Source organism: Paenibacillus tundrae, from assembly GCF_030812775.1.
In the GTDB taxonomy this organism is placed as follows: domain Bacteria; phylum Bacillota; class Bacilli; order Paenibacillales; family Paenibacillaceae; genus Paenibacillus; species Paenibacillus tundrae_A.
Window position 1 is genome coordinate 136,117 of the sequence record NZ_JAUSTI010000005.1, and the last position, 12,904, is coordinate 149,020.

General features: G+C 43.5%; 15 protein-coding genes. 11 read left to right on the top strand and 4 right to left on the bottom strand.

The window, feature by feature from the left end; all coding sequences use genetic code 11:
* Positions 1-46: 46 nt before the first annotated feature.
* Positions 47-424, bottom strand: coding sequence for a cytochrome c oxidase subunit II (locus J2T19_RS10935; protein WP_307215578.1), 378 nt, complete (start codon positions 422-424; stop codon positions 47-49).
* 238 nt (positions 425-662) lie between these two features.
* Positions 663-1,028: a phage holin family protein gene (locus J2T19_RS10940; RefSeq protein WP_056698612.1), complete on the bottom strand. Its 366-nt coding sequence runs from the start codon at positions 1,026-1,028 to the stop codon at positions 663-665.
* A 189-nt stretch (positions 1,029-1,217) separates the two neighbouring features.
* Between J2T19_RS10940 and J2T19_RS10945 the strand changes: the two genes are divergently transcribed.
* The 4 genes from J2T19_RS10945 (at position 1,218) to J2T19_RS10960 (ending at position 6,129) form a co-directional block, all read left to right on the top strand.
* The gene (locus J2T19_RS10945) at positions 1,218-3,587 is read left to right on the top strand and encodes an endonuclease MutS2 (protein ID WP_307215581.1); all 2,370 of its coding nucleotides are present in this window, start codon (positions 1,218-1,220) and stop codon (positions 3,585-3,587) included.
* Between the two features lie 50 nt (positions 3,588-3,637).
* Positions 3,638-4,084, top strand: coding sequence for a DUF350 domain-containing protein (locus tag J2T19_RS10950; RefSeq protein WP_128101076.1), 447 nt, complete (start codon positions 3,638-3,640; stop codon positions 4,082-4,084).
* Positions 4,085-4,210: 126 nt separating this feature from the next.
* Entirely contained in the window at positions 4,211-4,774 is a 564-nt protein-coding gene (locus J2T19_RS10955) for a hypothetical protein (RefSeq protein WP_307215585.1), read from the top strand.
* A gap of 137 nt (positions 4,775-4,911) precedes the next feature.
* Positions 4,912-6,129: an MFS transporter gene (locus J2T19_RS10960; protein WP_307215587.1), complete on the top strand. Its 1,218-nt coding sequence runs from the start codon at positions 4,912-4,914 to the stop codon at positions 6,127-6,129.
* 233 nt (positions 6,130-6,362) lie between these two features.
* Here J2T19_RS10960 and J2T19_RS10965 read toward each other — a convergent pair whose 3' ends face one another.
* Positions 6,363-7,586, bottom strand: a complete 1,224-nt coding sequence (locus J2T19_RS10965; protein ID WP_307215589.1) for an NAD(P)/FAD-dependent oxidoreductase — start codon at positions 7,584-7,586, stop codon at positions 6,363-6,365.
* Between the two features lie 95 nt (positions 7,587-7,681).
* Between J2T19_RS10965 and J2T19_RS10970 the strand changes: the two genes are divergently transcribed.
* The 7 genes from J2T19_RS10970 to J2T19_RS11000 all read left to right on the top strand — a co-directional run bounded on the left by J2T19_RS10970 (position 7,682) and on the right by J2T19_RS11000 (position 12,015).
* Positions 7,682-7,915 (top strand): hypothetical protein, encoded by a 234-nt coding sequence (locus J2T19_RS10970; RefSeq protein ID WP_056698596.1) that lies wholly within the window; start codon positions 7,682-7,684, stop codon positions 7,913-7,915.
* 46 nt (positions 7,916-7,961) lie between these two features.
* Entirely contained in the window at positions 7,962-8,357 is a 396-nt protein-coding gene (locus tag J2T19_RS10975; RefSeq protein ID WP_307215592.1) for a spore coat protein, read from the top strand.
* Between the two features lie 184 nt (positions 8,358-8,541).
* On the top strand, positions 8,542-9,042 hold the full coding sequence (locus J2T19_RS10980; RefSeq protein WP_056698588.1) for an Lrp/AsnC family transcriptional regulator: 501 nt from the start codon (positions 8,542-8,544) through the stop codon (positions 9,040-9,042).
* Between the two features lie 13 nt (positions 9,043-9,055).
* Positions 9,056-10,264, top strand: a complete 1,209-nt coding sequence (locus J2T19_RS10985; protein WP_128101082.1) for an aminotransferase class I/II-fold pyridoxal phosphate-dependent enzyme — start codon at positions 9,056-9,058, stop codon at positions 10,262-10,264.
* A 214-nt stretch (positions 10,265-10,478) separates the two neighbouring features.
* Positions 10,479-10,700 (top strand): aspartyl-phosphate phosphatase Spo0E family protein, encoded by a 222-nt coding sequence (locus J2T19_RS10990; RefSeq protein WP_186380932.1) that lies wholly within the window; start codon positions 10,479-10,481, stop codon positions 10,698-10,700.
* A 192-nt stretch (positions 10,701-10,892) separates the two neighbouring features.
* The gene (locus tag J2T19_RS10995; protein ID WP_307215595.1) at positions 10,893-11,444 is read left to right on the top strand and encodes a type 2 periplasmic-binding domain-containing protein; all 552 of its coding nucleotides are present in this window, start codon (positions 10,893-10,895) and stop codon (positions 11,442-11,444) included.
* Between the two features lie 37 nt (positions 11,445-11,481).
* Positions 11,482-12,015 carry a bifunctional adenosylcobinamide kinase/adenosylcobinamide-phosphate guanylyltransferase gene (locus J2T19_RS11000; RefSeq protein WP_307215597.1) on the top strand — a complete coding sequence of 178 codons (534 nt, stop codon included), beginning with the start codon at positions 11,482-11,484 and terminating at the stop codon, positions 12,013-12,015.
* A gap of 211 nt (positions 12,016-12,226) precedes the next feature.
* On the opposite strand, the gene J2T19_RS11005 is transcribed toward J2T19_RS11000, so the two are convergent.
* Entirely contained in the window at positions 12,227-12,838 is a 612-nt protein-coding gene (locus J2T19_RS11005; RefSeq protein WP_307215598.1) for a DedA family protein, read from the bottom strand.
* Positions 12,839-12,904: the final 66 nt, after the last annotated feature.

The following is a 12,904-nucleotide window of genomic DNA, read 5'->3' on the forward strand; positions in this document are numbered from 1 at the left end:
GAAAGAAAGAGCTCCCAATGTTACGGGGGCTCCTTGTCTTGGTTATCTATTCTTCAACAATAATTTTGGAGATCATGCTACTGTGCCCGCTACCACAGAATACAGAACATGACATCTCGAATTCGCCGACTTGGTCAGGGATGATTACTTTTGAAGAGTTTTGGATGTCTAGTTGCAGTTTAAGTTCAGGCACAAGCAAGCCGTGATTGCCATTTGTGTTTTCGTAAATAATGTTAACAGGAACCCCTTTTTTGAGGTGATACTCGGGCTTGTCGAACTCATAGTTGCTTGCCTTGATCACGAGTTCCTCACTTGCAGTAATTCCAGGATCAGCATCGCTGCCATTACTTGAGTTTCCTGATCCGCAAGCTGCAAGAACCATAATCAACATACAAGCTACGAGCCATGCTAAACTTTTTTTCATCATGTGCCCCCTTATTGTAATAGATGAAATTTGAATGATTTCTTCAGTCATCATACCGCAAATTGGCAACGCCTGTACATGTGGGCTATGTCGTTTTATTGAAAATTATTCAGATTATGATGTGGTGTAGGGGACGGCTTCATAATAAATAAACCTCATCAGGCTGTGAAGCCATCAGAGGTCTACGGATGAGCTATGTTACTGATCTAACGTGTTTAGCCAGGGTATAGCCTTGATCTTACGATCGTTTGTTGGATTCACGCCCTGCTTCAAACGGTGTGGATACAGGGATGAATAAATCGATAATCCCGATAACCAGTGCGGCTAAAATGGCTCCAAGCAGGCTGACTTCAACGTGATCGACAACGTATTGACCTAACCAGATCACAAGTGCACTGACAATGAAGCCAACGATTCCACGGCCGAAGGGAGAAACCCTTTTACCAAAGACACCTTCAATGATCCAACCAAGAAGGGCAATGACCAGAGCTAGCATAAGGGCGCTCAAGAAACCACCAACGGCAAAACCAGGTACAATCCAACTGACGACCATTAGTACAATGGCTGCGATAATGAATCGTACAACATGTCCCAAGAAGTTCAACGTGTTTACCTCCTTATATTTCAGATCGGATTATGCATTGAGCATCCTGTTCGCTTGGGGACGTTGCAAAATCCTGACACCTGTAGTTTGTGGCTTAATGTCATAACTTATGTGTGGAAGGATTCGTTAAATAGCGTTAGAAAGTTTCTTTCGCTATAATACAGTTATAGTTTGGAAGGAGTTGTACACTTGGATACGAAAATTTTACACACATTGGAATACCGCAAAATTTTAAATACATTGCAAGGCTTTGCTCAAACGACAATGGGCAAGAAGAAAGCGGATACTCTGGAGCCGATTGGTGACCTAGAAGAAGTGAAAAGATTACTGCAGCAAACGGACGAAGCCTTTAAGTTTGATCGATTGAAGGGTTCGCCATCTTTCGGTGGCATTGTTGACATTACAGCCTCCATTAAACGTTCAGAAATTGGGGGCACCTTGAACCCACATGAACTTCTCGGAATTTCGAACACTACTCTTGCTTCACGTAGACTCAAGCGGCAAATTGCTACACTTCATGAAGATGAAAAAGTGGAGTCACTGTTCTTCATTAGTGACCAGTTGTCCGAGCAAAAAGCACTAGAAGATGAAATTCGTAGCTGTATTGAAGATAATGCTGAAGTTGCTGATAGTGCGAGCGTCACGCTTGCACAGATTCGTCGCGAACTTCGGGGCGGCGAAGCTCGGATCAGGGAGAAGCTGGATTCCATGATTCGCTCTTCAACGGTATCTAAAATGTTACAGGATCAGTTGATTACCATTCGTGGAGATCGCTTTGTAATCCCAGTAAAAGCAGAGTATCGTTCTTACTTCGGAGGAATTGTACACGATCAGTCGGGTTCAGGTGCGACTCTGTTTATTGAGCCGGAATCAATTGTTGCGATGAATAACAAATTACGTGAGACTCGAATTCGGGAAGAGCGCGAAATTGAAGTTATTTTGCAAAAATTGACCGCCCTTGTCAGCGAGCAGGCAGAATGGCTGTTGGATGATGTCGATCTATTGGGGACGCTTGATTTCATATTTGCGAAGTCACGTTTAGCTCGCGAACTGAAGGCAACCTTACCACGGATGAATGATCGCGGCTTCATTAAGCTGAAGAAGGGGCGTCACCCCCTAATTGCCATTGAAAATGTTGTACCTACGGATATTGAATTAGGCAATGATTATACATCGATTATTGTCACAGGGCCGAATACAGGTGGTAAAACAGTCACGCTAAAAACGATTGGACTGCTCAGTCTGATGGCGATGTCTGGATTGTTTGTCCCTGCTGAAGATGGCAGTCAACTCTGTGTATTTGATGCGATCTATGCCGATATTGGAGACGAACAGAGCATTGAACAGAACCTAAGTACATTCTCTAGCCATATGACAAACATTATTCGGATTTTGAAAAACATGACGACGAAAAGCCTTGTTCTACTGGATGAGCTTGGAGCGGGAACAGATCCGGCCGAAGGTTCGGCACTAGCGATTTCCATTCTGGAACATATGCACCAGACCGGTTGTCGTATGGTAGCTACAACGCATTATAGTGAGCTGAAGGCTTATGCTTATGAACGCAAGGGCGTTATCAATGCGAGTATGGAATTTGATGTGAATACGTTAAGTCCAACGTATCGTTTGCTTGTTGGTGTTCCTGGTCGGAGTAATGCCTTTGCCATTGCGGAACGTCTTGGGCTTCCAAGCAACATTCTGGATTATGCTCGTGGTGAGGTGAAGGAAGAGGATCAGCGAGTGGAGAATATGATTGCTTCACTGGAGGAAAATCGACTGACAGCTGAGCAAGAGCGTGAGAAGGCGGAGCATTTACGTGCAGACATGGAGAAGCTGCGTAGCCGACATCAATCCGAACTGGAGAAGCTGGAACAGCAGCGTGACCGCCGGATTGAGAAGGCAGAAGAAGATGCGCGCCTGATTGTGGACAAAGCTAGAGCAGAAGCAGAGAAAATTATTGCTGATCTGCGTCAGCTCGCTATGGAAGAAGGTGCATCGGTTAAGGAGCACAAGCTAATTGCTGCTCGTAAACAATTGGATGAAGCTGAACCGGAGAAACGGAAGAAGACCGTTAAACGCACGGCATCCGCTCCGAAGGCTCGTGCTATTGGCCCAGGTGATGAGGTATTAGTGTATAGCTTGAATCAGAAAGGCCATGTTGTTGAGATGTCTGGAAGCAAGGAAGCCGTGGTACAGCTTGGTATTATGAAAATGAAAGTATCACTGAATGATCTTGAGCTGAAGCAGTCTGCTTCAACTGTAGTGACACCCAAACAAAAACCTGTGACCGGAATGAAACGAACTCGTGATGATAATGTCAAGAGCGAGCTGGATCTGCGCGGTTCCAATCTGGAGGAAGCTCTGATGGAAACGGATCGTTTTATCGACGAAGCGTTCCTTGCGAATCTGGGTCAGGTATACATTATCCATGGTAAAGGAACAGGAATTTTACGTTCCGGTATTCAGGATTATCTGCGTAAGCATAGACATATTAAAAGTTATCGGCTGGGTAATTATGGGGAAGGCGGAAACGGTGTTACCGTAGCAGAACTGGAGTAGCTAGCCCATGCCATGAATCATTGAATTTCCGCATTCTTAGTCAGCTTTGAATGCGGAAGCGGGAAGGGGAACCGTGCGTGAAAGGGACGATTGACCAATTGCTGTCCCATCCCTTGGGGATGGTGCTCGGTTTTTTTTCGGTAGCCATTATGGAGCTTCTCATTTTTCTCGCTTGCTTCGAACTGGTTACCAAGTACAAGTGCTGGGATGAGATTAAGAAGGGAAATATTGCGGTTGCTATGGCAACAGGTGGCAAAATTTTTGGCATATGTAACGTGCTTCGTTTCTGTATACAAGCCAAATCTTCAGTCTATGAAGCCATGACGTGGTCATTTCTAGGGTTTATTCTCCTGCTTGTTGCCTACTTTTTATTTGAATTTTTGACCCCAGTGTTCTCCATTGATAAAGAAATTGAAGCGGATAACCGGGCGGTTGGACTGATTTCCATGATTATCTCGGTCTCGCTATCCTTTGTTATTGGCGCGAGCATCATGTAGGAGGTCTTGCGGCATGAAACTGTTAATTCGAATTTTGTTTGCTGCATCCATTGTATTTTTCACTATTGGTGTCATTTATGTTATGAATACTTGATGGTTATACAGAAAGAGAAAGGTTGATTAGATATGGAAACAACAATTTGCCCTTGGTGTCACACGGAGATTGTATGGGATGAGGAGCTGGGACCTGAAGAAGAGTGCCCACATTGTCACAATGAACTAAACGGATATCGTACACTTAACATTAACATCGGAGACGAAGAGGAGATTGACAACGAAACGGATGTCTACGAGGATGATGAGGTGCACGATAATCAAGGGACGGATATTTCTGATTTATGGGGCGATGAGGTAGAACTGAAACTACCTGAATTGCGCACACTAACTAAGTATGCGGATGAAGGGAATGATCTGATCCAATACGAAGAAGGTGTTGAGAAGCAACTCGATCATCAGGAAGAAGTCCCAGAATGCCCACACTGTCGTGAGTTCATGCTGTTAGCAGGTACTCAACAAGCAGACCAGGCGAACTTCACGTCTGTTCCGAATGGTGCTAAGGGAACAGGTGATTTGTTGTCACCTCCGTTCACAGTGCAGATGTATGTCTGCTCAGGATGTTTCCAGGTTCAATACAGTCTCTCAGAGGATGATCGTCTTCGTCTGATTCAGAATTTGAGTGCGAAGAAATAAATCATTTTCTAAAGCTCGATCAAAATAAAATTTTATAGCACGCCAAAGATTCATCATGTTTTCCTAGCGCTTGGGGTACGTTAAACCTGAGACCTACCTGTAAAGTGCTCACTTCAGGTGGATAAAGGAGGGAGCAGATGAAGATCTCTTTGGGTCGACAATCCATTCTGCTTTTGGGCGTGAATGGATTGTTTGTGTTAGCGGGTGCTCTATCGGGAACGTTTCTGAATGTGTACTTGTGGAAGAGCCGGCCAGACTACGCTATGTTGGGTTGGTTTACTGTCAGTCAGCAACTTGCCATCGGGCTCACATTTTGGATTGCTGGTAAATGGGTCAAGGAACATAACAAAATGAGTGCTTTACGACTAGGAACAGCATTATCAGGGCTCTTTTATATGACAGTTCTCTGGGTTGGTTCTAGCGCTGTAGACTGGATTTGGCCTCTGGGCATACTTTTAGGATGTGCATTAGGTCTATTCTGGATTGCATTTAACGTTGTATATTTTGAGATAACGGATCGCGATAACCGGGATTTATTTAATGGCTGGGTTGGCCTGTTAGGATCGATGACAGGTATTATCGGGCCATGGTTCTCTGGTCTGGTTATTTCTCGAATGACGGATAATACGGGATACCGCCTTATTTTTACGGTGTCTCTGGTTATTTATGTGATTGCAGTTGTATTCAGTTTCTTTCTCAAAAAAAGAAAGGTGAGCGGTACATACCGCTGGTCGGAGCCTTGGCTCCAGCTATCTAAACCGCATAGTCCTTGGAGGCCGCTTGCTTTAGGTTTATTTGCTCAGGGGGTGCGTGAGGGTGTATTCGCATTCTTAATCGCTTTGCTGGTCTATGTAGCAACTGCTCAGGAGTACAAACTAGGGCAGTTTTCTCTCATCACTTCTGCAGTAGCACTTGTAAGTTATTGGGCAGCAGGCAAATGGTTTAAGCCACAGTATAGAGCTAAGGGAATGCTCATTGGAGCCATATTGCTGTTCATTGTTTTGATGCCACTTCTCTGGAAAGTGACCTATGGTACGCTGTTGATTATGGGAATCGGGAGTGCCTTTGCGATGCCATTGTACATTTTGCCGATGATCTCAGCGGGTTTTGATATGATGGGCACGAGTGATGAAAATGTCGAGAAAAGAGTAGAACTTGTCGTATTAAGAGAACTTTCCCTGATGATTGGTCGGCTGTTTGGATTGGGGGTCTTTATTCTAACCGTCATGAATGAGCCTTCACTGCGAACGCTAACTTGGTTAATTATCATCTTAGGAGCTTTTCCGCTAATCGGTTGGGTCTTTATGCGTAAGATGTTAAGACATACTGAAGGAAAAGGTACAACATCGTCATAAATCTAAGGCCATGGAGTAGACATAGATTATGCCTCTCCATAGTGTGGTGCTGACAGTATGAGAACGCCATTGCTTTCTGTATTTATGGTAAAGATGGTAAAAACAGAAAAGGTACGTTCAAGGATGTAACTCCTATGAATGTACCTTTTTTGTATCAGTTTTATATGTAGCTGCTTCAAATGCAACTATTGTCTAGCCTAATTTCCATTACTATCTTTGAATGTTTACTCCTGTTAGACGGGAGAAGGTTTGCTGGTTCTTGTGAGTGAAAATAGATCCAAGTCGGGGTTCTTCACACCCGTAGCAATGAGCTCCGTAATTAGCCTTGCGCCAATCATGCTGTACACTGTCCCGTTGCCACCATACCCTTCTACAAAATATGAATGTGGGTAATCTGGATGCGCTCCAATTAGGGGGAGCCCATCATGCGTGCTACCAAAGACCGCTTCCCAAGCATAATCTACTTCAAGGTCGGATAAAGGGAAATATTCCGCAATCTGTTGCAGTAAAATGTCACCTTTATGAGCTGCTTTGATCGCTCGTTGATCCTCACGCGGGCGTTCCTCATCAAGTCCACCTGCAATAATTCGTCCATCTGGTGTTGTGCGCATGTATAGATAAGGTCTGGCAGTTTCCCATATCATGCATTGTTCATGCCAGCTACTGAGATCCTTCAGTGGTTTGGTGGCAATGGCGTAAGTGCTCTTCAGATATGCCCCGCGATCATTCTTGATCTCTTGCGTTTCATATCCTGTAGAGAAAATAACATGATTGGCACGAATTGTTCCTTGTGGCGTATAACATACCACTCCATCCTCATTGTAATCACAATGGGTCATGGGGGTATGAGCGAAGACTTTGGCTCCCTGATTTGAGGCCCAGTCAATGAGTGAGTGAACCAAGCGATACGGATTAACCTCCGCATCACCACTCGTATACAATGCAGCTCGTTTGCTGAAAGGGAACACGGAACGAATCTTGTCTTCATTCCAGAACTCTACATCGAATCCGTAATGCTTCAGATTGCGATATTCCTCCTCAAGCATAGCTACATCTTCCTCATCAGTTGCACAATATAGACTTGTGCGAGGCGCAAACCAAGGATCAATTTCAAGCTTTTGTGCAATTTCGGCTAACTGCTTCATTGCATCTCGACACAACTCATAAAATCGTACTCCTGTCTGTTCTCCAAATGTCTGGATACAGGAGGTCAGCGTCTTATCATTTGTATATTGGAGTAAGCCCGTATTCGCCATACTACTGCCATGCCCGATCTCTCTCTTGTCAATGAGGATGGTTTGAATTCCACGATCGGTCAGAAGCTTGGCCGATAATGCTCCAGCCATTCCACCGCCAACAATGAGGCAATCACAGGTAAGGTTCTCTTCTAGAGCTGGATAATTACGTGTCGATTGGAACGTGGTTGGCCAGTACGTTGTTCCGTTAATGAGTTCCACAATAGACCACCTCGGTTCATTTAATGAAGTATACTTTTTCAGGACAAGGTAACAATAAATTCGCATAAACTTTAGGTTAAGGAGGTCAGACATACATGCAATATTCACAAATGCAAGCACTGAGCCCAAAAGAACTGAACTATATTGCGGATTCAATCTCCAATGAAGAAATGTTGATTAAACAGTGTGCTGCTACAGCATCCATCTCACACCAACCACAGATTGGGCAAGCATTGAACCAATATGTTCGCGCCCATGAACAACATTTGAACACGCTGATCCAGGCTCTGCACCAACATCAATCTCTTGCACCTTCCCAGTCGCAATAAACCTCAAACCGTTAGCAAGTGATTTTAATGCTTAGGAGGAAAATACGTGTACACACAATCTTTGTCATCCAGTGGGAATTTTATGCAAGAACAAGACTTGTTGAAGTCGATTCTTGCAGATTTGAGACGAACTTCACGGGAATATACGACAGCAACTACGGAAGCTTCCTGTCCTACAGTTCGTAAAATGTTCAATGATCTGACGAATGATACTTTGCGTTTACAGGGTGAATTGTTCAATCTGATGCAACAAAACAACATGTATTCTGCATCGTCCAAAGCCCTACGTTCAGATGTTGATAAGCAGCTCCAATCTGCACAGCAGACACAGCAGAAATGTCAGCAATTCATTCAGGAGAAGAACACGCAAAGCAGTCCATACAGCCAGGCACCTAATGTGCCTCAGCATCAGCCTAGTTACAGTAATCCTTATTACATGTAACCTCTGGAAAAGGGGTTTGAAGCACAAGCCTGTATAAAGACCATACCACCGCTTGCCTGAATTCAAGGCAGGCGGTTTTTGTCTTTGCATCAACGTTAAATTCATGTAATATAAGTATTAATTCATTGAAGAGATAGCTCGAACACGTACGTTAAGGAACTTGGATGACGCTGGAGGGAAACACATGAAGGATTTGAACGACCTGCAATTGAAAGTTCTGAATCTGTTGAAGGAAGACGCGAGAAGGACTCCCGCGCTGCTGTCTACGCTGCTCGGAGAGTCGGAAGATAAGATTAAGAATGTCGTCGCACAGCTGGAGCAAGAGCACGTCATCGTCAAATACGCAACGGTCGTTAACTGGAGCAAAATTGATGATGAGAAAGTCACAGCACTGATCGAAGTACAGATTACGCCAGAGCGTGGTCGGGGATTCGAAGGTATTGCTGAACGAATCTACTTGTATCCTCAAGTAAAATCGGTTTATCTCATGTCGGGAGCATATGATTTGCTCGTTGAAGTTGAAGGTGGCAACCTTCGTGAAGTTGCTAATTTTGTATCCGAGAAACTGTCTCCAATTGATTCAGTACTCTCCACCAAAACGAATTTTATTCTTAAAAAATATAAGCAGGACGGGATTATTTTTGAAGACCATCAGGAAGACAACCGTCTCATGATCTCGCCGTAAAGGAAGATGTGTCATGATAGTGAATGAACAGACAACAGGGAATAACAAGAAAATGACTTCGTATCTGGCACCTTTGGTTCAGCAGATACCGCCATCCGGAATTCGTAAGTTTTTTGATCTGGTTGGTGATAATAAAGACATCATTACACTTGGCGTAGGGGAACCGGACTTTGTTACGCCATGGCACATGAGAGAAGCTTGTGTGTATTCATTGGAAAGAGGCATGACCAGTTATACGTCAAATGCCGGTATGCCGAAGCTGAGAGAAGCCATCAGCGATTATTTGCATACCCAATTCGATACAAAGTATGATCCGAAGGACGAAATTATCGTAACGGTTGGCGGCAGTGAAGCGATTGACCTCGCATTGCGGGCCTTGATCGTACCTGGAGACGAAATTCTGATTCCAGAACCATCTTATGTAGCATATTCACCCATTGCTTCAATTGGTGGGGGTGTGCCTGTTGGCGTTGAGACCTATGCCAAAGATCAATTCAAAGTGACAGCGGAAGCACTTGAGGCAAGCATTACGCCCAAATCCAAAGTTGTGATTTTGTGTTATCCAAGTAATCCAACCGGAGCAATTATGACGTATGAAGAATGGCTTCCGATTGCTGAAGTGATCAAGAAGCATGATCTTATCGTCATTGCTGACGAGATATATGCTGAGTTGACATATACGCAAAAACACGTTAGCTTCGCTTCAATCCCTGATATGAAGGAACGTACAATTCTAGTCAGTGGATTCTCCAAAGCATTTGCTATGACTGGCTGGCGGATCGGATACATGTGCGGACACCCAGAGCTTATTGCGGCAATGCTCAAAATCCATCAGTATACGGTTATGTGTGCTCCTGCGATGGGCCAAGTGGCTGCACTTGAAGCTTTAACGAACGGATTAGGTGAGAAGGACAGAATGGTGGAGTCCTATAATCAGCGCAGAAGGCTGATCGTACAGGGGTTCCGCGATATTGGATTAGACTGTCATGAACCACAGGGTGCGTTTTATGCATTCCCGAGTATTCAAAAGACAGGCCTAACTTCTGATGTTTTTGCTGAACGATTGCTCACAGAAAATAAGGTTGCTGCTGTACCTGGTAATGTGTTTGGCCCACAAGGTGAAGGTTTCCTTCGTTGTTCCTATGCAACTTCAGTGACTCAATTGAACGAAGCACTGGAACGAATCGGAAATTTTGTTTACAAGATACAAAAAGAGGGTTAATAAGTAAGAGGATTCTTTTATATGGTTAGAAAAGGATACCCGAATGATACAATTTGTTATATTAGAAAAAATGACTTTCTTTTACAAATTATTGTGATATAATTTCAATTTGAAATAACTTTTTCTAGCATTTAACATTCGGAAGAACATTTTCCAAGGAGGGGTTAGCTTGTTTTGTGTTGAATATGAGTTACCGACTAATCGTGGACAATATCTGGCTGAAGGCGATCATGGCGACCGATGGTCGGTGAAACGAGATCACGCATCATTGCATGACATTTCCTTGGAAGATGAAATTCATCTGCTGCGTCTGAAGATGGAGCAGATCTTCCTTGAAGAAAAATCATTCACTTCTGACATCGTTATTGAGATCAGCAGTTTGCTTGATCTGAAGATTAACGAGTACATGAAAGCTAATCCGATCAAAAGCAAATGATATCTTGCCGGGTATATGCAATATAGATTGTTGTTGCATTCTATCGAAACGTTACGTAATTGGCTGTAGAGAGACCCGAAGGGGTCTCTTTTTTGTGGCATGAGTCGAATCATAGCCTTAGAAGGCGTACTTATTTTTTTGCGTGGAACAATTGTGATATATTGGACATAGGAGACAAAAGGGGGAGCTGGAATGAAAAGAGTTTGGGGTCTAATGGCAATCATCTCCATAATTTTGGTGCTTACTGGTTGTGGAGGAAAGAGTGGATTCACGATTTTTATTATTGATAACCAGGGGGATCCGTCCGTTATTTCAGAACAACTACAGGCGAATTTGCAGCAAAAACTAGGTGAAGAGCCTAAAGTAGAGGTTGTCACTAGTGCGATGTATGATGTACAGAAAATCCTGGTAGAATATGCCGCAGGTGGGCATGATATTTTTATACTGCCTGAAGCAGACATGAAGCAATACGGCAACAATGGCTCAAACGTGTCTTTAGATGATACATTCGATCAAGAGAAATACGAGCGAGGAGTATTTGAAGGTGGAGTTTTTGTTGAAAATGACACAGGAGATGATGGATCTGATATCAAAAAAGAAACACATCTCTATGGAATTCCGCTTGAAGATATGAAGATGTTCCAAGAAGTGCAGTATGCTGCGAAAAATTTATTTGCAACCATTCCAGTGTCGGCTTCAAATATTGAAGAATCGAAGAAAGTACTGAAGGCATTAACAGAGTAATAGGTGTGAAGCCTAGCTATGGAAGGAGGGGAGCGGATTGTTGATTACGGTCACTGGGGGTATAGGTAGTGGTAAAACGAAGTTTGCCCTTGGTTATGCGGCGGAGATCAGCCGGGAAGGCATCTATTTATCCACTGGCGATCATGAAGCGATCATTCCGGAATTTCCATCCGCTCACTATCGTGTCATTGAAGCTGGGAATGGTCAACATCTGACGGAAGTTATTCATCAGATTAATCGAGAATCTAATTTATTTCTGGCAGATCGTCGGATTATAATCGTGGATAGTTTAACCTCGTGGATGGTTGCTGGTTTTAGAACGAATGACGATTTGGATGAACAACGTGTAGAAACGCAGCGATTGCTGGATGCCATGTTGTCTTATCAAGGGAAGATGCTTGTTATCACCAATGAAATGCATGGTTCACTGAACCCAACGGAAGAAGAGCGTATCTTTGCTGCAAGAATGGCATCTGTGAATCGTGCACTTCAAGCGCACTCTGAACAAGTCTACATGCTCGTATCTGGTCTAGCGATGGAGCTTAAGGCACGTTCAGTACGTTATGAATAAGTCGTCTTATAACATACGAGTCATGGCAAAGGCTACATAATGGACGTTTAATAAAGAAAGACGTGCCGTCTATAGGAGATGGCACGTCTTTCTTGATAGGGGCACTAGTGAGAGTAAACGAGGAAAGAGTTAATCAGCCCCATCCCTCAAGTAACTTACATTAGAGCGTATCTTAAATAAACACAGGGTTCTAGGAGTTCTAAAACACAGCTTAATTCCGAGCTCTACTCCGTTTGATCCACCAAATTATGTATCCTACAATAAGGATTGCCAGAATGATGTAAATCACAAGGGAGTACACATCCATAAAGCTCAGAATACTTTCCCATGATGCTCCAAGTGCGGCTCCAACAGAAACAAGAATAATATTCCATACGAATGTACCGATTGTGGTAAAAAGCACGAATAATCCAAACTTCATATTGGACATACCGGCAGGGATGGAGATTAAGCTGCGAACAAGAGGAATCATACGACAGAACAAGACAGTCCACATCCCGTATTTATCGAACCATGCGTCTACACGATGAATGTCCTCTTTTTTGATACGTAGAATATGACCCCAGCGGTCTACAATTTTCTCCAATCGATTCACATCAATTAACAGTCCAATGGCATATAAAATGATAGCTCCAAGTACAGATCCGATCGTTGCAGCAATAATAACGCCAGGCAGTGTGAGGCTAGTATACGTAGTCATAAATCCGCCGAATGGCAAAATAATCTCAGAAGGAATGGGCGGAAATACATTCTCAAGGGCAATTATCAGCGCGATTCCTATGTATCCATACTGTTCCATGAAATCGGTTATCCAGTTTTGCATCATCGTCTCCTTTTTTATAGGGGTTTATCAATTTCATGTATACTCAGCATTACAACTCAATTCAAT

What these genes read in the sequence shown, in the direction of transcription:
- J2T19_RS10995 (WP_307215595.1), top strand. Translation starts at nt 10,893, where the DNA reads ATGAAAAGAGTTTGGGGTCTAATGGCAATCATCTCCATAATTTTGGTG.
- J2T19_RS11005 (WP_307215598.1), bottom strand. Translation starts at nt 12,838, where the DNA reads ATGCAAAACTGGATAACCGATTTCATGGAACAGTATGGATACATAGGA.
- J2T19_RS10985 (WP_128101082.1), top strand. Translation starts at nt 9,056, where the DNA reads ATGATAGTGAATGAACAGACAACAGGGAATAACAAGAAAATGACTTCG.
- J2T19_RS10955 (WP_307215585.1), top strand. Translation starts at nt 4,211, where the DNA reads ATGGAAACAACAATTTGCCCTTGGTGTCACACGGAGATTGTATGGGAT.
- J2T19_RS10935 (WP_307215578.1), bottom strand. Translation starts at nt 424, where the DNA reads ATGAAAAAAAGTTTAGCATGGCTCGTAGCTTGTATGTTGATTATGGTT.
- J2T19_RS10970 (WP_056698596.1), top strand. Translation starts at nt 7,682, where the DNA reads ATGCAATATTCACAAATGCAAGCACTGAGCCCAAAAGAACTGAACTAT.
- J2T19_RS10950 (WP_128101076.1), top strand. Translation starts at nt 3,638, where the DNA reads ATGCGGAAGCGGGAAGGGGAACCGTGCGTGAAAGGGACGATTGACCAA.
- J2T19_RS10960 (WP_307215587.1), top strand. Translation starts at nt 4,912, where the DNA reads ATGAAGATCTCTTTGGGTCGACAATCCATTCTGCTTTTGGGCGTGAAT.
- J2T19_RS10980 (WP_056698588.1), top strand. Translation starts at nt 8,542, where the DNA reads ATGAAGGATTTGAACGACCTGCAATTGAAAGTTCTGAATCTGTTGAAG.